Genomic DNA, 18,147 nt, shown 5'->3' with positions numbered 1-18,147 from the left:
AATATATTGAATTTTCATGATTTTTCAGGCATGAACGAAGCACACTTTGCTAACAATAATAAAGGGAGCTTTCGCTCCCTTTATTCGTTCATTCGGTTACTATTTTCTCATTAACAGCCACAGGCTGATTAAGAAGAAGCTGGCGCTTGGCAACAGTGCGCCGATAATCGGCGGGATGCCGTAAACCAATGTCAGCGGGCCGAAGATCTGGTCCAGTACGTAGAAGACAAAACCGAAGCTGATACCGGTGACCACACGCACGCCCATCGGTACGCTACGCAGTGGGCCAAAGATAAACGACAGCGCCATCAGCATCATCACCGCCACGGATAGCGGCTGGAAGATTTTGCTCCACATGTTGAGCTGATAACGTCCGGCATCCTGACCGCTCGACTTCAGATACTTCACATAGTTGTGCAAACCACTGATGGAGAGTGCATCCGGGTCCAGCGCCACCACGCCCAGTTTGTCTGGCGTGAGGTTGGTTTTCCAGGTGCCGCTCACCGTCTGCGAACCGGTGATCTGTTTCGGATTGGTCAGATCAGATTCATCAACCTGCGACAGACGCCAGACTTTATGTTCCGGGTCAAACTTCGCGGTAGCGGCATAACGTACGGATTGCAGACGACGATTCTCGTTAAAGGCATAAATACTGATGCCACCTAACTCTTCGTCACCTTTAACCCGCTCAATGTAGACGAAGTTGTTGCCATCTTTCGCCCATAAACCTTGCTGAGTAGAGAGCAACGAGCCGCCGTACATCGCCTGCGCACGGTAGTTACGCGCCATCTGTTCGCCCTGCGGCGCGACCCATTCGCCAATCGCCATCGTCAGCAAGACCAGCGGAATGGCGGTTTTCATCACCGACAGCGCAACCTGCATACGGGTAAAACCAGAAGCCTGCATCACCACCAGTTCGCTGCGCTGCGCAAGCATCCCAAGACCAAGCAACGCCCCAAGCAGAGCCGCCATCGGGAAGAAGATTTGCACATCTTTCGGCACGCTCAGCAAGGTATACATTCCTGCGCCTAACGCGTCGTAACTCCCCTGCCCGGCTTTTTTCAGCTGATCGACAAACTTGATAATGCCCGACAGTGACACCAGCATGAACAGCGTCATCATGATGGTGGTGAAAATAGTTTTACCGATATAGCGGTCAAGTACGCCAAAAGGTTGCATCACACCGCTCCTTTACGCGAAAAACTGGCGCGCAGGCGGCGGACCGGCACGGTGTCCCAAAGGTTGAGAACAATCGCCAAAGCCAGATAAATCAGGTTAACGGTCCACATCCACAGCGTCGGGTCCAGCTTACCTTTACCACCGTTCGATTTCAGGGAGGTCTGGATCAGGAAGAAAAGTAGATACAGCAGCATGGCTGGCAGCATCGACAGTACGCGTCCCTGACGCGGGTTAACCACGCTCAACGGTACAACCATAAGTGCCATCATAAACACGGTGAATACCAACGTGATACGCCAGTTCAATTCTGCGCGGGCACGATCGGTGTCAGTGTTCCACAATGTGCGCATGTCCATCTGGTCGGTATCGTTCGGGTCGAGCGCCACCGCCTGGTGACCAATGATCGCCTGATAATCCTGGAAATCCGTAATGCGGAAATCACGTAACAGTGCAGTGCCTTCGAAGCGCGTTCCCTGGTTGAGAGTGACGACCTGGGAGCCGTCGCGCAGCTGGGTTAAATGTCCGGAATCGGCCACCACCACAGAAGGACGTGCATTACCTTTTGGTCGAATTTGCGCGAGGAACACATCTTTGAAATCACTGCCGTCAACGCTTTCGATGAACAGCACCGAGCTGCCATTAGTCGCTTGCTGGAATTGCCCTTGCGCCAGCGCCGCCATGCCAGGGTTCGCTTTCGCTTCTGCTAACACTTCATCCTGATGACGCGATGACCACGGTCCCGCCCACATCACGTTAACCGCCGCGACGATTGCCGTGAATACCGCAAGGATCATTGCCGCTTTCACCAGAACCGCTTTGCTCAGGCCGCAGGCATGCATTACCGTAATTTCACTTTCGGTATACAGTTTGCCCAGCGTCATCAGCAGCCCGAGGAACAGGCTTAATGGCAGGATAAGCTGCGCCATTTCCGGCACGCCCAACCCGAGAAGGGAGAGCACCAGATTCGCCGGAATATCGCCGTCAACCGCTGCGCCGAGGATCCTCACTAACTTTTGACAGAAGAAGATCAAAAGCAAGATGAAGAGTATCGCCAGCTGGCTTTTGAGCGTCTCCCGCACCAGATATCTTATGATTATCACTTTAAATACGCCCGTAAAAACTCGTCTTTTGCAGGATTTTAGCTTGTTTCATGGCTTAAACGTCATTTATTCTCTTGAGTCGTCGAAATCGTCGCTAAGATAATTATACTCAACGGATTCACCTCTCAGATTTTGTTCTGACGTGCCAATGCCGTAATAACGTTAAGATTAACACGAAGTCATCGCAACAGCGGACATGAGTTACGAAAGCTTGCAATTCTATCTGTAGCCACCGCCGTTGTCTTTAAGATTCAGGAGCGTAGTGCATGGAGTTTAGTGTAAAAAGCGGTAGCCCGGAGAAACAGCGGAGTGCCTGCATCGTCGTGGGCGTCTTCGAACCACGTCGCCTTTCTCCGATTGCAGAACAGCTCGATAAAATCAGCGATGGGTACATCAGCGCCCTGCTACGTCGGGGCGAACTGGAAGGAAAACCGGGGCAGACACTGTTGCTGCACCATGTGCCAAACGTGCTTTCTGAACGCATCCTCCTTATTGGTTGCGGCAAAGAACGTGAGCTGGATGAGCGTCAGTACAAGCAGGTTATTCAGAAAACCATTAATACGCTGAATGATACTGGCTCGATGGAAGCGGTCTGCTTTCTGACTGAACTGCACGTTAAAGGCCGTAACAACTACTGGAAAGTGCGTCAGGCTGTCGAGACAGCAAAAGAGACGCTCTACAGTTTCGATCAGTTGAAAACGAATAAGAGCGAACCGCGTCGCCCGCTGCGTAAGATGGTGTTCAACGTGCCGACCCGCCGTGAACTGACCAGCGGTGAGCGCGCGATCCAGCACGGTCTGGCGATTGCCGCCGGGATTAAAGCAGCAAAAGATCTCGGCAATATGCCGCCGAATATCTGTAACGCCGCTTACCTCGCCTCTCAGGCGCGCCAGTTGGCTGACAGCTACAGCAAGAATGTCATCACCCGAGTTATCGGCGAACAGCAGATGAAAGAGCTGGGGATGCATTCCTATCTGGCGGTCGGTCAGGGTTCGCAAAACGAATCGCTGATGTCAGTGATTGAGTACAAAGGCAACGCGTCGGAAGATGCACGCCCAATCGTGCTGGTGGGTAAAGGTTTAACCTTCGACTCCGGCGGTATCTCGATCAAGCCTTCAGAAGGCATGGATGAGATGAAGTACGATATGTGCGGTGCGGCAGCGGTTTACGGCGTGATGCGTATGGTCGCGGAGCTGCAACTGCCGATTAACGTTATTGGCGTGCTGGCAGGCTGTGAAAACATGCCTGGCGGGCGTGCCTATCGTCCGGGCGATGTGTTAACCACCATGTCCGGTCAAACCGTTGAAGTGCTGAATACCGACGCCGAAGGCCGTCTGGTACTGTGCGACGTGTTAACTTACGTTGAGCGTTTTGAGCCGGAAGCAGTGATTGACGTGGCGACGCTGACCGGTGCCTGCGTGATCGCGCTGGGCCATCACATTACCGGTCTGATGGCGAACCATAATCCGCTGGCCCATGAACTGATTGCCGCGTCTGAACAATCCGGTGACCGCGCATGGCGCTTACCGCTGGGTGACGAGTATCAGGAACAACTGGAGTCCAATTTTGCCGATATGGCGAACATTGGCGGTCGTCCTGGTGGGGCGATTACCGCAGGTTGCTTCCTGTCACGCTTTACCCGTAAGTACAACTGGGCGCACCTGGATATTGCAGGAACCGCCTGGCGTTCTGGTAAAGCAAAAGGCGCAACCGGTCGTCCGGTAGCGTTGCTGGCACAGTTCCTGTTAAACCGCGCTGGGTTTAACGGCGAAGAGTAAGTTTGCGTTTTACCCTCACCCTAACCCTCTCCCTAAGGGAGAGGGAACCGATCGAGCGCAATAGAAATTCATTGCTCATCTTTCAGGGTGAGGAATGCAGCAATATTTAAATCCACCACAAGAAGCCCCATATATGAAAAACGCAACGTTCTACCTTCTGGACAATGACACCACCGTCGATGGCTTAAGCGCCGTTGAGCAGCTGGTGTGTGAAATTGCCGCAGAACGTTGGCGCAGCGGTAAGCGCGTGCTCATCGCCTGTGAAGATGAAAAGCAGGCTTACCGGCTGGATGAAGCCCTGTGGGCGCGTCCGGCAGAAAGCTTTGTTCCGCATAATTTAGCGGGAGAAGGACCGCGCGGCGGTGCGCCGGTGGAGATCGCCTGGCCGCAAAAGCGTAGCAGCAGCCCGCGCGATATATTGATTAGTCTGCGAACAAGCTTTGCAGATTTTGCCACCGCTTTCACAGAAGTGGTAGACTTCGTTCCTTATGAAGATTCTCTGAAACAACTGGCGCGCGAACGCTATAAAGCCTACCGCGTGGCTGGTTTCAACCTGAATACGGCAACCTGGAAATAATGGAAAAGACATATAACCCACAAGATATCGAACAGCCGCTTTACGAGCACTGGGAAAAGCAGGGCTACTTTAAGCCTAATGGCGATGAAAGCCAGGAAAGTTTCTGCATCATGATCCCGCCGCCGAACGTCACCGGCAGTTTGCATATGGGTCACGCCTTCCAGCAAACCATCATGGATACCATGATCCGCTATCAGCGCATGCAGGGCAAAAACACCCTGTGGCAGGTCGGTACTGACCACGCCGGGATCGCTACCCAGATGGTCGTTGAGCGCAAGATTGCCGCAGAAGAAGGTAAAACCCGTCACGACTACGGCCGCGAAGCTTTCATCGACAAAATCTGGGAATGGAAAGCGGAATCTGGCGGCACCATTACCCGTCAGATGCGCCGTCTCGGCAACTCCGTCGACTGGGAGCGTGAACGCTTCACCATGGACGAAGGCCTGTCCAATGCGGTGAAAGAAGTTTTCGTTCGTCTGTATAAAGAAGACCTGATTTACCGTGGCAAGCGCCTGGTAAACTGGGACCCGAAACTGCGTACCGCTATCTCTGACCTGGAAGTGGAAAATCGCGAATCGAAAGGTTCGATGTGGCACATCCGCTATCCGCTGGCTGACGGCGCGAAAACCGCAGACGGTAAAGATTATCTGGTGGTTGCGACCACTCGCCCGGAAACCCTACTGGGCGATACCGGCGTAGCCGTTAACCCGGAAGATCCGCGTTACAAAGATCTGATTGGCAAATATGTCATTCTGCCGCTGGTTAACCGTCGTATTCCGATCGTTGGCGACGAACACGCCGACATGGAAAAAGGCACCGGCTGCGTGAAAATCACCCCGGCGCACGACTTTAACGACTATGAAGTCGGTAAACGTCACGCGCTGCCGATGATCAACATCCTGACCTTTGACGGCGATATCCGTGAAAGCGCCCAGGTGTTCGATACCAAAGGTAACGAATCTGACGTTTATTCCAGCGAAATCCCGGCAGAGTTCCAGAAACTCGAGCGTTTTGCTGCACGTAAAGCAGTCGTTGCTGCGGTTGATGCACTCGGCCTGCTGGAAGAAATTAAACCGCACGACCTGACCGTTCCTTACGGCGACCGTGGCGGCGTGGTTATCGAACCGATGCTGACCGACCAGTGGTACGTGCGTGCCGATGTACTGGCGAAACCGGCAGTTGAAGCGGTTGAGAACGGCGACATTCAGTTCGTACCGAAGCAGTACGAAAACATGTACTTCTCCTGGATGCGCGATATTCAGGACTGGTGTATCTCTCGTCAGCTGTGGTGGGGTCACCGTATCCCGGCATGGTACGACGAAGCGGGTAACGTTTATGTTGGCCGCAATGAAGACGAAGTGCGTAAAGAAAATAACCTCGGTGCCGACGTTGCCCTGCGTCAGGACGAAGACGTTCTCGACACCTGGTTCTCCTCCGCGCTGTGGACCTTCTCCACGCTCGGCTGGCCGGAAAATACCGACGCCCTGCGTCAGTTCCACCCAACCAGCGTGATGGTATCTGGTTTCGACATCATCTTCTTCTGGATTGCCCGCATGATCATGATGACCATGCACTTCATCAAAGATGAAAATGGCAAACCGCAGGTGCCGTTCCACACTGTTTACATGACCGGTCTGATTCGTGACGACGAAGGCCAGAAGATGTCCAAATCCAAGGGTAACGTTATCGACCCGCTGGATATGGTTGACGGTATTTCGCTGCCAGAACTGCTGGAAAAACGTACCGGCAATATGATGCAGCCGCAGCTGGCGGACAAAATCCGTAAGCGCACCGAGAAACAGTTCCCGAACGGCATTGAGCCGCACGGCACTGACGCGCTGCGCTTCACCCTGGCGGCGCTGGCTTCTACCGGTCGTGACATCAACTGGGATATGAAGCGTCTGGAAGGCTACCGTAACTTCTGTAACAAGCTGTGGAACGCCAGCCGCTTTGTGCTGATGAACACAGAAGGTCAGGATTGCGGCTTCAACGGCGGTGAAATGACGCTGTCGCTGGCGGACCGCTGGATTCTGGCGGAGTTCAACCAGACTATCAAAGCGTACCGCGAAGCGCTGGACAGCTTCCGCTTCGATATCGCCGCAGGCATTTTGTATGAGTTCACCTGGAACCAGTTCTGTGACTGGTATCTGGAGCTGACCAAGCCGGTAATGAACGGTGGAACAGAAGCCGAACTGCGCGGTACTCGCCATACGCTGGTGACTGTACTGGAAGGTTTGCTGCGCCTGGCGCATCCGATCATTCCGTTCATCACCGAAACCATCTGGCAGCGTGTGAAAGTACTTTGCGGTATCACTGCTGACACCATCATGCTGCAACCGTTCCCGCAGTACGATGCGTCTCAGGTTGATGAAGCCGCACTGGCCGACACCGAGTGGCTGAAACAGGCGATCGTTGCTGTACGTAACATCCGTGCAGAAATGAACATCGCGCCGGGCAAACCGCTGGAGCTGCTGCTGCGTGGTTGCAGCGCGGATGCAGAACGTCGAGTGAACGAAAACCGTGGCTTCCTGCAAACGCTGGCGCGTCTGGAAAGCATCACCGTGCTGCCTGCCGATGACAAAGGTCCGGTTTCCGTTACGAAGATCATCGACGGCGCAGAGCTGCTGATCCCGATGGCTGGCCTCATCAACAAAGAAGATGAGCTGGCGCGCCTGGCGAAAGAAGTGGCGAAGATCGAAGGTGAAATCAGCCGTATCGAGAACAAACTGGCGAACGAAGGCTTTGTCGCCCGTGCACCGGAAGCGGTTATCGCGAAAGAGCGTGAGAAGCTGGAAGGCTATGCGGAAGCGAAAGCGAAGCTGCTTGAACAGCAGGCTGTTATCGCCGCGCTGTAATCAACACCGTGATGAAAACGAAGGCCGGAGCATGCTCCGGCCTTTTTTATCTCTTACAGAAATGGTAAAGAAGGCATAACTCCCCGAGAAATACTGGCTAAGAAGCCTTTATCTGGTTGTTCTTCTTTATTGATTAAAGGAAGGTCATCCAAATCGCCCAGCAAATACGTATTTTTTGCCTGCCAGTCAATCATCCATATTTTCAGCAGTGGGTAAGCCAGACCACCCGTAATCCCGGATATCACCACCAACGCACACATGCGATAAAGCATACCGTGGTACGTTAAAGTTGAGCGAAAACGAATACGCCCATCATTCAGTGACAGGTTGCTCATAAAATGATTTCGCAACGACACCGTTAAATAACTGGTGCTAACAGCAATCCCAAAATAATAAATTAACTGCGCGATTATCATTTTACGTTGCATTTCCATAAACTGCTGTAAATTCTCAATATCATCATTTGCATACCCAGAACTATCATACTCATTTAATATTTGATCGAAGATAATATAACCAGCAACAGCGAGAAAAGGTAATAAAGCTAAAAATGCGAGAATGGCATATTTTATACAATATGTAGTATCTAATTTCACCTTGAAACGATGTATACCGAAACTGGTATTACTCCAGAGAAAACTCATTACCAGACTATATAAAGTACCATTAAAAATACCAATGGAAACAATACCAACTATTGCCATCAGAACCACAGATATAATAACACTACTTGAACTATTGGCATGTAGCATCTTTGTCGAGATAAAGAAAACAGTCCCCATCCCAATGGCCATTAAAATCGGCAAGAAAAAGGTTACCCACCAGAACCCTTTCATAGAGCAATTAAAACTAAATCTTACGCCGTTGAGACTGGTCATCAAGGCCTGATGACGCAGTCCTTTTGCTGCCATAAATATAAGCAAAACCAACAGTAACAAAGTCAAAACACAACCAACAAGCGGCATATCTGCTGACACTGTCATTAAGATTGCGAAATAGAAAAAAACAAAAATAAGACAACTAACAAAAACATTCCCACCGGTTATTCCATAAGAAAATCGTTGTCCGTTAACTTCCATATTAGCATAAAGATAACGCTTACATTTCATTAATGCCCATGGTAAATAGATACCTAGCGTTATAATCGTTAACAACACATTCACCACACAAATAAGAAAATATCTCTCACCTGTACCATGAAAAACAAAAGAATGGGACGGAACATCCATTTCATTAATAACTTGAGCCATAAAAATTCCCTGAATTAAAAAATCCATTGATATAATTTATAGATACAGACAGTAAAATGTTCTGCCACGTTACAATACTCTTATCAGTAATAGGCTGGCAAAAACTTTATTGCTTTATAAGACGCTTGCGCACGTAAGAAGAGAGTGGTATTAAACAAATGTATAATTACTTTATTTTTATTGGGTTAAACTATGAATAACATTGCGCCGCAATCACCTGTAATGCGTCGCCTGACGCTGCAGGATAATCCTGCTATTGCCCGCGTCATTCGTCAGGTATCCGCCGAATACGGTCTTACCGCTGATAAAGGCTACACCGTCGCCGATCCGAATCTTGACGAGCTGTATCAAGTGTATAGTCAGCCTGGCCATGCATATTGGGTGGTTGAGTACGAGGGTGAAGTGGTCGGCGGCGGTGGGATTGCGCCATTAACCGGGAGTGAGTCGGACATTTGCGAACTGCAAAAGATGTATTTTCTTCCGGCTATTCGCGGTAAAGGGCTAGCGAAAAAACTGGCCGTAATGGCGATGGAGCAGGCACGAGAGATGGGCTTCAAACGCTGCTATCTGGAAACGACCGCTTTTTTAAAGGAAGCCATTGCGCTTTATGAGCATTTGGGCTTTGAGCATATCGACTATGCGCTTGGCTGCACGGGCCATGTCGATTGTGAAGTGCGGATGCTACGCGAACTCTAAAAAAATGCCCGCTAGTGTGTGCTATCGGGCATTTTAATCAATTAATTAGTGGCGAACCCCGTCATCGTCTTCATCGACGTAATCTTCATCGTCGCCATCTTCGCCATTAGGATCTTCAAAGTAAGTGCCCCAACCGTCGTACTCAACGTCAAATTTCTCCGCCAGCGTCATCAGTTGTTCAACCTGGGCATCGATCAGATCGGCATTCAATGCGCACTCGCTGAGGATGTCGCAGCAAATCACGATGTCACCATCTTCAACTTCCAGCTCTTCTGGATCGGTCACTTCGTAACCGAGTTTAAACGCTTCAACTGCCGCTTTTTCCAGAGTTTCCAGATCGTCTGCGGAAAGATGGTGTTCGATGGTGTACAGCGCGTCCGGATCGCTGCCATCTTCCAGTAATTCTTCAATAATCAAACGTGTTTCTTCACGCTGTTCTTCCAGTTGTTCCGGGTTTGCCATGGCTCATTCCTCTTAATGTCCTGCCGATACTCTTATTGTCACACACCACTGACATTGCCTCCACCTTTGTGACAAAGATTTATGCTTTAGACTTGCAAATGAATAATCATCCATATAAATTGAATTTTAATTCATTGAGGCGTTAGCCACAGGAGGGATCTATGTCCGGGTTTTATCATAAGCATTTCCTGAAATTACTCGATTTCACGCCAGCTGAACTTAACAGCCTGCTGCAGTTAGCCGCGAAGCTGAAAGCTGATAAGAAAAGCGGTAAAGAAGAAGCCAAACTCACTGGTAAAAACATCGCGCTCATCTTCGAAAAAGACTCGACCCGTACCCGATGCTCTTTCGAAGTTGCCGCATATGACCAGGGTGCTCGCGTTACTTATCTCGGCCCAAGCGGCAGCCAAATTGGTCATAAAGAGTCGATTAAAGACACTGCCCGCGTGCTTGGTCGCATGTATGACGGTATTCAGTATCGCGGCTATGGTCAGGAGATTGTCGAAACACTGGCGGAATACGCTGGCGTGCCGGTATGGAACGGCCTGACCAATGAGTTTCACCCAACGCAGCTGCTGGCGGATCTCCTCACCATGCAGGAGCATTTGCCCGGCAAAGCGTTCAACGAAATGACGCTGGTCTATGCAGGTGACGCACGTAACAACATGGGCAATTCGATGCTCGAAGCTGCAGCGCTTACCGGTCTGGATTTGCGTCTGGTCGCGCCACAGGCGTGCTGGCCAGAAGCTGCGCTGGTTACGGAATGCCGCGCCCTGGCACAACAAAATGGCGGGAATATTACGCTGACGGAAGATGTAGCTAAAGGAGTTGAAGGTGCTGACTTTATCTATACCGATGTATGGGTGTCGATGGGTGAAGCAAAAGAAAAATGGGCTGAACGCATTGCATTACTGCGTGATTATCAGGTGAACAGCAAGATGATGCAGTTGACCGGTAACCCGGAGGTCAAATTCCTCCACTGCCTGCCCGCGTTTCATGACGACCAAACGACGCTTGGCAAAAAAATGGCGGAAGAGTTTGGCCTACATGGCGGAATGGAAGTGACTGATGAGGTCTTCGAATCTGCCGCCAGCATTGTATTTGATCAGGCGGAAAACCGCATGCATACCATCAAAGCGGTGATGGTCGCGACGCTCAGTAAATAATTGACATCTCTATAAAGATGCCGGGAAATACAAAAAACATCCCGGCATCATATTATTTTATGCAGTGTGAGTTCTATTCTTCCACCCCAATTTTTCTATTACTGTTCGTAAATCTTCCGGAGGATTTAATTTTTCTAACTGTTCTTTATTAATATATTCATATATATTTATTTTCCCATCCCGGAGGATTTTCATCATTCTTGTTCTAATTTTTAATTCATTCCCCATCTTTTCTTCAAAAATCTTAACGACATAACCCGGTTGTTTTTTTACAATTTCATTTGTTTTTTCTTCATCACCATAAACATATCCTAACTCATTAAGATACAGCTGTTCGACCTCATAATTCTTAAGTAATTGATAGAAGTACCACTTAGCAAAATCAGGGTGTTTTATGAAAAAACCCTTCAAAAAAATGTCATTTACTAAAATGCTGACAGGCACTTCATTAAATAGCAACTTAACATCATCAAATAACCTTAGTATTAAGCGTGATTTTTCTTGATTACTTAAATTAAAATCATTGACATATACAACCAACTTATTCCAAATCAACTCCTGTAATTCAGGGCTATTTTTATAGGGTTCTTTATCGAGATTGAAAAATAATGCCTCAGCTATTTTAGACTGATCGCTGCGAAGATTAATATGATTTATTACGGAGCATGCATGCTTTATCTTTGCAGAATCATCAAAATATTGCATGCTTTTATTAAAACACCATTCCAGTATTTTTACATCATTATTATATGGCAATTCTAAAAAAGTCACCAACATCGAATGGATGACCGGTGTAAGGTTAACCTTTGCATCATCTAAGGAATCAATAAGAATATGAGACAGGTTAATCATGATGTCATTAATTTCATTGTTACCTTTTTTGTCATTATCAATTCCGTGATCATTTGATTCGTAGAGCTTATCTATTTCTTCAAGTATACCATTTTCGCCCAGTAAGTATGATATCGATTCATCACATACATGAGGCATTAATAGCAGATGTTCTTTCCTTATTGCTAATAATGCATTATTCAATGGTTTTTCTAATAAATCCGTAATCGTAGAATCAACTGAACCTTTACAACTCACCTGCGAGTTATTTAAGTCCTGAGAATTATTTAACTCCTGCGAGTTATTTAACTCCTGAGAATCATTTAAATCCTGAGAATCATTTAAATCCTGCGAATCATTTAACCCCTGCGAATTATTTAACCCCTGCGAATTATTTAGCTCCTGCGAATTATTTAGCTCCTGCGGATTATTTAACTCCTGCGAATTATTTAACTTCTGTAGATTATTTAACTTCTGTAAATTATTTAACTTCTGTAGAGCATTTAACTTTTGACGATTATTTAACTTCTGATGATTATTTAATAGACGCGCTATTTCCTTGTTAGCTTCGCGTTGGTAACACGCCAGAACCTTGTTAGTAATCAGGTGTAATGAACTATCATCTTTTCTTTCAAAAGACTTACCTTCATAACGAAAACTCAAAAAATCAGATTGTGGAAATATAATGGCTGTATGTCCTTGACGAGTCCCCATAGTAGTGATAGCGGAAAGTGAAATTTCTATAATCACCTTGGGTGAATCCGCTCGTTCCCCTACAGGATTATTCATAACAAACTTCATTATCTCACTACCGTCATTATTTTTGATATAAGATGAGGACTTAATATGAGCCATCATATTTCTACCCGCTTCGTTGGAGCGTTTGCTAAAATCCACATAACCCAGGGTAAATATCTTTGCCAAAAACGCCAAAAATGCTCCAGGAGAAAGAATATTCCTTCTGCTATCCTGCCCCCCGGCAATACGGGCAAAATCATTCATTCCAACACGCCAGGTATTTAAAACTTCACTTTTTTGTTTAAAATTGTCGGCTAATGTAATGTGTTGAGAATAATTCAAATCTGATATTTTGCTCATGACGAACTCCTTGAGTTAATAAGAACGTCTAAGCATTACAAATTTTACTCACAAAAAAATATCAAAAAACGCTCTTTTCACAAACTCGCCGTAAACCTGGAGTTATTTACGGCGAAAAGTCATTACGCCATCAGCATCTTCACTACTGCTTTGCGAACCTGGGCTGGTGCGCCCACTGCGCACAGCGGTTTATGCACTTCCCCCGGATAAAACACAACAAAATCACCTTCATTTAGGATAATTGTTTTCTCATCAACGCCTTCCGGCAAAAATGCGATGTCTTTATCAGCTAACCAGTCGGTATCCGGGGTGCCTGCAGGTTGCGTGCTGAAGGTCATGCCTTCCTGACCTTTTAACACAATCTGAATGTCAAGATAGCGGGCATGGTACTCCGCACGGCGAGCTTCGTACGGCTCGGTCATATCTTCCGAGATAAGATAAAACAGACGATTGCCTTCGATATCGTGCTTGCCCTTTGGCGTTTCTGCCGTAACGTGTGCTTTGATATGCTCAATCGCCTGGCGTAACTCCTGGGGTAGCCACGGCTGAAGATTATGAATATTTCCGATGATCATCTTTTCCACTCCTTAATTAAAACAACGTTTCATTTCTATCGTTATACGAAAAGATGATCAATTCCGCTAGCCTTAACGCGTGAATTATTGTCTTATCACAACTTATCGGCAGGCGCGTTCCCGCCTTTCGGGTCAAGGCCCGCATCACTCCTCGAGAATAGTTTTTATCGCTTCCCCCGCCAGTGCAGCTGTTGCACAGAGTTGTTCGAGGGAGTGCCCCTCCCGTGCCTTCGCAGAAAGCCCAGACATCACTGTACTCATAAAATCAGTCACGCATTGTGCGCGTTGTGGATGCCGCCTGGCGATATAGTCATAAATGGTCGTTTCTGCGGCGTGATAATATTGAACGGCAATATCACGCGCTTGTGGATCATGACTATGAATACCTTCAAGAACCATACAGCCAGCGCAGCCGCCGTTTTGGCTATATCTGCGCGCCGCTTCTTTTAATACCTCAACCAGGCACTCGCCTACCGGACGATCATCACGAAGAATATCGGCAAGCGGAATAGCTTCCGTACCGACATATTCATTGAGTACACGGCTAAATAACCCAGCCTTACTGCCAAAAGCCGCGTAGAGGCTCGGGGGGTTAATACCAAGATAATCAGTAACTTCAGCAACACTGACAGCATCGAAACCTTTTTGATGAAAAAGCACTTTTGCCGCAGAGACTGCCTGCTCAGGAGCGAAACGTCTGGGGCGACCTGGAACACGAGATTGTTTTTTAGTGACCATTACAAAACTTGTTGACAGAAAGTTAAAACAGTTTTGTAATGCATGTTACATAATAAATCAAGGAGTCCTTATGGGCGCTTTTACAGGTAAGACAGTTCTCATCCTCGGTGGTAGCCGTGGAATCGGTGCCGCTATCGTACGTCGTTTCGTCACCGATGGGGCCAATGTACGATTCACCTATGCGGGGTCGAAAGATGCCGCTGAACGCCTGGCACAAGAGACTGGAGCGACAGCAGTATTCACAGATAGTGCTGACAGAGACGCTGTTATTGATGTCGTTCGTAAGAGCGGCGCATTGGATATCCTGGTGGTAAATGCAGGTATTGGCGTCTTTGGCGATGCCCTGGAATTAAATGCCGACGATATTGATCGCCTTTTCAAAATCAATATTCATGCTCCTTACCATGCCTCTGTTGAAGCCGCCCGGCAGATGCCCGAAGGCGGGCGCATCTTAATCATCGGCTCCGTGAATGGCGATCGTATGCCTGTTGCAGGCATGGCTGCTTATGCCGCCAGTAAATCTGCCCTGCAAGGCATGGCGCGCGGGCTGGCCCGTGATTTTGGACCGCGTGGGATCACCATTAACGTCGTCCAGCCTGGGCCAATAGATACCGACGCTAATCCCGCCAACGGGCCAATGCGCGATATGTTGCATGGTTTTATGGCTATTAAAAGACATGGGCAACCGGAAGAGGTCGCTGGTATGGTCGCATGGTTAGCAGGGCCAGAAGCCAGTTTTGTTACCGGCGCGATGCATACCATTGATGGCGCGTTTGGCGCATAACCGACTACGCTCAATTAAGCCCAGCCATTTCCCATGATGTCTGGGTTTTGTTTACTCACGTCGTCCGCTAAAAGCGGCTCCTGGTAAATATAAATCTTCTGTTCATGTCGTAAATCTTGGGGATAACCAAATGGTAGAAAGAACCGCTGTTTTCCCTGCTGGCCGACATTCACTGTATGCTGAACATCGTTATTCTGCGGCTATTCGTTCCGGCGATTTGCTGTTTGTTTCCGGGCAAGTAGGAAGTCGAGAGGACGGAACACCAGAACCCGATTTTCAGCAACAAGTCAGACTGGCATTTGATAATTTGCATGCGACCCTGGCTGCCGCGGGATGCACTTTTGACGATATCATTGATGTTACGAGCTTTCATACCGATCCGGAAAAACAATTTGAAGACATCATGACGGTCAAAAATGAAATATTTAGCGCCCCCCCTTATCCAAACTGGACGGCGGTGGGCGTTACCTGGCTGGCAGGCTTTGATTTTGAAATTAAAGTGATAGCGCGCATCCCTGAGCTGTAAGCAATAGTGTTAGCCGTTCGTTTTCACACTCCGCCGTATAAGTCGGATGAATGGAATAAAATGCATATCTGATTGCGTGAAAGTGAAAAAGAAAAAAGCAGGAAATGTCTGCAATTATTGATACCGAACGACAGTTCTCCTCCAGAATCAAAGCAAATAAAAATGCATACATTTTGACTTTTAATTCAAATAAACCGTTTGCGCTGACAAAATATTGCATCAAATGCTTGCACCGCTTCTGGCTATGAGTATAATGCCGGACAATTTGCCGGGAGGATGTATGGTTCAGTGTGTTCGACATTTTGTCTTACCGCGTCTGAAAAAAGACGCTGGCCTGCCGTTTTTCTTCCCGTTGATCACCCATTCCCAGCCCCTCAATCGAGGGGCTTTTTTTTGCCCAGGCGTCAGGAGATAAAAGATGGCTAATCCGCTCTATCAGAAACATATCATTTCCATAAACGACCTTAGTCGCGATGACCTTAATCTGGTGCTGGCGACAGCGGCGAAACTGAAAGCAAACCCGCAACCAGAGCTGTTGAAGCACAAAGTCATTGCCAGCTGTTTCTTCGAAGCCTCTACCCGTACCCGCCTCTCTTTCGAAACTTCCATGCACCGCCTGGGTGCCAGCGTGGTGGGCTTCTCCGACAGCGCCAATACATCACTGGGTAAAAAAGGCGAGACGCTGGCCGATACCATTTCGGTTATCAGCACTTACGTCGATGCGATAGTGATGCGTCATCCGCAGGAAGGGGCGGCGCGCCTGGCCACCGAATTTTCTGGCAATGTACCGGTACTGAATGCCGGTGATGGCTCCAACCAACATCCGACGCAAACCTTGCTGGACTTATTCACCATTCAGGAAACCCAGGGGCGTCTGGACAATCTCCACGTCGCAATGGTTGGTGACCTGAAATATGGCCGCACCGTTCACTCCCTGACTCAGGCGTTAGCGAAGTTCGACGGCAACCGTTTTTACTTCATCGCGCCGGACGCGCTGGCAATGCCGCAATACATTCTGGATATGCTTGATGAAAAAGGGATCGCCTGGAGTCTGCACAGCTCTATTGAAGAAGTGATGGCGGAAGTAGACATCCTGTACATGACCCGCGTGCAAAAAGAGCGTCTGGACCCGTCCGAGTACGCCAACGTGAAAGCGCAGTTTGTTCTTCGCGCCAGCGATCTCCACAACGCCAAAGCCAATATGAAAGTGCTGCATCCGCTGCCGCGTGTTGATGAGATTGCGACGGATGTTGATAAAACGCCACACGCCTGGTACTTCCAGCAGGCAGGCAACGGGATTTTCGCTCGCCAGGCGTTACTGGCACTGGTTCTGAATCGCGATCTGGTACTGTAAGGGGAAATAGAGATGACACACGATAATAAATTGCAGGTTGAAGCTATTAAACGCGGCACGGTAATTGACCATATCCCCGCCCAGATCGGTTTTAAGCTGTTGAGTCTGTTCAAGCTGACCGAAACGGATCAGCGGATCACCATTGGTCTGAATCTGCCTTCTGGCGAGATGGGCCGCAAAGATCTGATCAAAATCGAAAATACCTTTTTAAGTGAAGATCAAGTAGATCAACTGGCATTGTATGCGCCGCAAGCCACGGTAAATCGTATCGACAACTATGAAGTGGTTGGCAAATCGCGCCCCAGTCTGCCGGAGCGCATCGACAATGTGCTGGTCTGCCCGAACAGCAACTGTATCAGCCATGCCGAACCGGTTTCTTCCAGCTTTGCCGTGCGAAAACGCGCCAATGACATCGCGCTCAAATGCAAATACTGTGAAAAAGAGTTTTCCCATAATGTGGTGCTGGCCAATTAATTGCGGTTGGTAATAAAAGTCTGGCTCCCTATAATGAGCCAGACTTTTTACCGCTGTAATAAAGGAGAAATCATGAGCAAAACTATCGCGACGGAAAATGCACCGGCAGCTATCGGTCCTTACGTACAGGGCGTTGATCTGGGCAATATGATCATCACCTCCGGTCAGATCCCGGTAAATCCGAAAACGGGCGAAGTACCGGCAGACGTCGCTGCACAGGCTCGTCAGTCGCTGGATAACGTAAAAGCGATCGTCGAAGCCGCAGGCCTGAAAGTGGGCGACATCGTTAAAACCACCGTGTTTGTGAAAGATCTGAACGACTTCGCAACCGTAAACGCCACTTACGAAGCGTTCTTCACCGAGCACAATGCCACCTTCCCGGCACGTTCTTGCGTTGAAGTTGCCCGTCTGCCGAAAGACGTGAAGATTGAGATCGAAGCGATCGCTGTTCGTCGCTAATCTTGACGGAAATCCGGGCTATCATGCCCGGATTAAGTCTGATGACAAAAGCAAAATCGCCCGATGCGCTACGCTTATCAGGCCTATGTGATTCCTGCAATTTATTGAATTTGTAGGCCGGATTGGGCGTTTACTGAACTGAACCCCAAAACCTGGACAGTTTCAGTTAACCGGCTTTTTGATGCTCAGTCCGGTATTCTACCGGACTGAGTCCCCCAAGACTGAGTTTTATTCTTTTTTGATTC

General features: G+C 48.5%; 20 protein-coding genes. 11 read left to right on the top strand and 9 right to left on the bottom strand.

The features are described from left to right. Window positions 1-99: 99 nt before the first annotated feature. The 3 genes from lptG to ytgA all read right to left on the bottom strand — a co-directional run bounded on the left by lptG (window position 100) and on the right by ytgA (window position 2,392). The gene (gene lptG, locus ACJHXB_RS03565) at window positions 100-1,179 is read right to left on the bottom strand and encodes an LPS export ABC transporter permease LptG (RefSeq protein ID WP_001182250.1); all 1,080 of its coding nucleotides are present in this window, start codon (window positions 1,177-1,179) and stop codon (window positions 100-102) included. After that, a complete protein-coding gene (gene lptF / locus ACJHXB_RS03560; protein WP_000584114.1) occupies window positions 1,179-2,279 on the bottom strand; it encodes an LPS export ABC transporter permease LptF in 1,101 nt (366 codons plus the stop codon). The genes lptG and lptF overlap by 1 nt, the downstream gene beginning before the upstream one ends. A gap of 62 nt (window positions 2,280-2,341) precedes the next feature. Continuing rightward, window positions 2,342-2,392, bottom strand: a complete 51-nt coding sequence (gene ytgA / locus ACJHXB_RS03555; protein WP_211180521.1) for a protein YtgA — start codon at window positions 2,390-2,392, stop codon at window positions 2,342-2,344. Window positions 2,393-2,545: 153 nt separating this feature from the next. Between ytgA and pepA the strand changes: the two genes are divergently transcribed. The 3 genes from pepA (at window position 2,546) to valS (ending at window position 7,489) form a co-directional block, all read left to right on the top strand. Then, a complete protein-coding gene (gene pepA / locus ACJHXB_RS03550; protein ID WP_000397144.1) occupies window positions 2,546-4,057 on the top strand; it encodes a leucyl aminopeptidase in 1,512 nt (503 codons plus the stop codon). 133 nt (window positions 4,058-4,190) lie between these two features. After that, window positions 4,191-4,634: a DNA polymerase III subunit chi gene (holC, locus tag ACJHXB_RS03545; RefSeq protein ID WP_000786399.1), complete on the top strand. Its 444-nt coding sequence runs from the start codon at window positions 4,191-4,193 to the stop codon at window positions 4,632-4,634. Then, window positions 4,634-7,489 (top strand): valine--tRNA ligase, encoded by a 2,856-nt coding sequence (valS, locus tag ACJHXB_RS03540; protein WP_000416383.1) that lies wholly within the window; start codon window positions 4,634-4,636, stop codon window positions 7,487-7,489. The genes holC and valS overlap by 1 nt, the downstream gene beginning before the upstream one ends. 53 nt (window positions 7,490-7,542) lie before the next feature. Here valS and ACJHXB_RS03535 read toward each other — a convergent pair whose 3' ends face one another. Further along, window positions 7,543-8,739 (bottom strand): YjgN family protein, encoded by a 1,197-nt coding sequence (locus tag ACJHXB_RS03535; RefSeq protein WP_000079637.1) that lies wholly within the window; start codon window positions 8,737-8,739, stop codon window positions 7,543-7,545. Window positions 8,740-8,931: 192 nt separating this feature from the next. On the opposite strand from ACJHXB_RS03535, the gene ACJHXB_RS03530 reads away from it, so the two are divergent. Further along, the gene (locus ACJHXB_RS03530) at window positions 8,932-9,435 is read left to right on the top strand and encodes a GNAT family N-acetyltransferase (RefSeq protein WP_001059404.1); all 504 of its coding nucleotides are present in this window, start codon (window positions 8,932-8,934) and stop codon (window positions 9,433-9,435) included. 45 nt (window positions 9,436-9,480) lie between these two features. Here the strand turns inward: ACJHXB_RS03530 and rraB are convergent, their stop codons facing one another. Then, window positions 9,481-9,897, bottom strand: coding sequence for a ribonuclease E inhibitor RraB (rraB, locus tag ACJHXB_RS03525; protein WP_000002955.1), 417 nt, complete (start codon window positions 9,895-9,897; stop codon window positions 9,481-9,483). Window positions 9,898-10,058: 161 nt separating this feature from the next. On the opposite strand from rraB, the gene argF reads away from it, so the two are divergent. Beyond that, window positions 10,059-11,063, top strand: coding sequence for an ornithine carbamoyltransferase (gene argF / locus ACJHXB_RS03520; RefSeq protein WP_000012907.1), 1,005 nt, complete (start codon window positions 10,059-10,061; stop codon window positions 11,061-11,063). A gap of 57 nt (window positions 11,064-11,120) precedes the next feature. Here the strand turns inward: argF and ACJHXB_RS03515 are convergent, their stop codons facing one another. From ACJHXB_RS03515 to ACJHXB_RS03505, 3 genes are all read right to left on the bottom strand, one after another. Then, on the bottom strand, window positions 11,121-12,992 hold the full coding sequence (locus tag ACJHXB_RS03515; protein WP_410233463.1) for a hypothetical protein: 1,872 nt from the start codon (window positions 12,990-12,992) through the stop codon (window positions 11,121-11,123). Between the two features lie 122 nt (window positions 12,993-13,114). Then, window positions 13,115-13,567 (bottom strand): toxin-antitoxin biofilm protein TabA, encoded by a 453-nt coding sequence (gene tabA, locus ACJHXB_RS03510; RefSeq protein ID WP_001328597.1) that lies wholly within the window; start codon window positions 13,565-13,567, stop codon window positions 13,115-13,117. A gap of 144 nt (window positions 13,568-13,711) precedes the next feature. Next, the gene (locus ACJHXB_RS03505; protein ID WP_001316043.1) at window positions 13,712-14,305 is read right to left on the bottom strand and encodes a TetR/AcrR family transcriptional regulator; all 594 of its coding nucleotides are present in this window, start codon (window positions 14,303-14,305) and stop codon (window positions 13,712-13,714) included. A 70-nt stretch (window positions 14,306-14,375) separates the two neighbouring features. Here ACJHXB_RS03505 and bdcA point away from each other — a divergent pair, with 70 nt between their 5' ends. From bdcA to ridA, 6 genes are all read left to right on the top strand, one after another. Next, complete coding sequence (bdcA, locus tag ACJHXB_RS03500) at window positions 14,376-15,089, top strand: SDR family oxidoreductase (protein WP_000500711.1); 714 nt, start codon at window positions 14,376-14,378, stop codon at window positions 15,087-15,089. A 130-nt stretch (window positions 15,090-15,219) separates the two neighbouring features. Beyond that, window positions 15,220-15,615 (top strand): RidA family protein, encoded by a 396-nt coding sequence (locus ACJHXB_RS03495; RefSeq protein WP_000230273.1) that lies wholly within the window; start codon window positions 15,220-15,222, stop codon window positions 15,613-15,615. A gap of 280 nt (window positions 15,616-15,895) precedes the next feature. Then, window positions 15,896-16,030, top strand: a complete 135-nt coding sequence (pyrL, locus tag ACJHXB_RS03490; RefSeq protein WP_001296693.1) for a pyr operon leader peptide — start codon at window positions 15,896-15,898, stop codon at window positions 16,028-16,030. Between the two features lie 3 nt (window positions 16,031-16,033). Next, complete coding sequence (gene pyrB, locus ACJHXB_RS03485) at window positions 16,034-16,969, top strand: aspartate carbamoyltransferase (RefSeq protein ID WP_000013046.1); 936 nt, start codon at window positions 16,034-16,036, stop codon at window positions 16,967-16,969. Between the two features lie 12 nt (window positions 16,970-16,981). After that, a complete protein-coding gene (gene pyrI / locus ACJHXB_RS03480; RefSeq protein ID WP_000148581.1) occupies window positions 16,982-17,443 on the top strand; it encodes an aspartate carbamoyltransferase regulatory subunit in 462 nt (153 codons plus the stop codon). Between the two features lie 72 nt (window positions 17,444-17,515). Continuing rightward, the gene (ridA, locus tag ACJHXB_RS03475) at window positions 17,516-17,902 is read left to right on the top strand and encodes a 2-iminobutanoate/2-iminopropanoate deaminase (RefSeq protein WP_000047539.1); all 387 of its coding nucleotides are present in this window, start codon (window positions 17,516-17,518) and stop codon (window positions 17,900-17,902) included. 166 nt (window positions 17,903-18,068) lie between these two features. Here ridA and ACJHXB_RS03470 read toward each other — a convergent pair. Then, the coding region (locus tag ACJHXB_RS03470) for an IS3 family transposase (protein WP_323498327.1) at window positions 18,069-18,147 on the bottom strand (79 nt) is incomplete at its 5' end.

The organism is Escherichia sp. WS3227_2, from assembly GCF_046486495.1.
Taxonomy (GTDB): Bacteria; Pseudomonadota; Gammaproteobacteria; order Enterobacterales; family Enterobacteriaceae; genus Escherichia; species Escherichia coli.
The sequence above is the reverse complement of the archived record's forward strand: the minus strand, read 5'-3'. Positions and strand labels throughout refer to the sequence as shown.

Coding starts and splice junctions, on each gene's coding strand:
- lptG (WP_001182250.1), bottom strand. CDS start 1,179: ATGCAACCTTTTGGCGTACTTGACCGCTATATCGGTAAAACTATTTTC.
- pepA (WP_000397144.1), top strand. CDS start 2,546: ATGGAGTTTAGTGTAAAAAGCGGTAGCCCGGAGAAACAGCGGAGTGCC.
- holC (WP_000786399.1), top strand. CDS start 4,191: ATGAAAAACGCAACGTTCTACCTTCTGGACAATGACACCACCGTCGAT.
- valS (WP_000416383.1), top strand. CDS start 4,634: ATGGAAAAGACATATAACCCACAAGATATCGAACAGCCGCTTTACGAG.
- ACJHXB_RS03535 (WP_000079637.1), bottom strand. CDS start 8,739: ATGGCTCAAGTTATTAATGAAATGGATGTTCCGTCCCATTCTTTTGTT.
- ACJHXB_RS03530 (WP_001059404.1), top strand. CDS start 8,932: ATGAATAACATTGCGCCGCAATCACCTGTAATGCGTCGCCTGACGCTG.
- rraB (WP_000002955.1), bottom strand. CDS start 9,897: ATGGCAAACCCGGAACAACTGGAAGAACAGCGTGAAGAAACACGTTTG.
- argF (WP_000012907.1), top strand. CDS start 10,059: ATGTCCGGGTTTTATCATAAGCATTTCCTGAAATTACTCGATTTCACG.
- ACJHXB_RS03515 (WP_410233463.1), bottom strand. CDS start 12,992: ATGAGCAAAATATCAGATTTGAATTATTCTCAACACATTACATTAGCC.
- tabA (WP_001328597.1), bottom strand. CDS start 13,567: ATGATCATCGGAAATATTCATAATCTTCAGCCGTGGCTACCCCAGGAG.
- ACJHXB_RS03505 (WP_001316043.1), bottom strand. CDS start 14,305: ATGGTCACTAAAAAACAATCTCGTGTTCCAGGTCGCCCCAGACGTTTC.
- bdcA (WP_000500711.1), top strand. CDS start 14,376: ATGGGCGCTTTTACAGGTAAGACAGTTCTCATCCTCGGTGGTAGCCGT.
- ACJHXB_RS03495 (WP_000230273.1), top strand. CDS start 15,220: ATGGTAGAAAGAACCGCTGTTTTCCCTGCTGGCCGACATTCACTGTAT.
- pyrL (WP_001296693.1), top strand. CDS start 15,896: ATGGTTCAGTGTGTTCGACATTTTGTCTTACCGCGTCTGAAAAAAGAC.
- pyrB (WP_000013046.1), top strand. CDS start 16,034: ATGGCTAATCCGCTCTATCAGAAACATATCATTTCCATAAACGACCTT.
- pyrI (WP_000148581.1), top strand. CDS start 16,982: ATGACACACGATAATAAATTGCAGGTTGAAGCTATTAAACGCGGCACG.
- ridA (WP_000047539.1), top strand. CDS start 17,516: ATGAGCAAAACTATCGCGACGGAAAATGCACCGGCAGCTATCGGTCCT.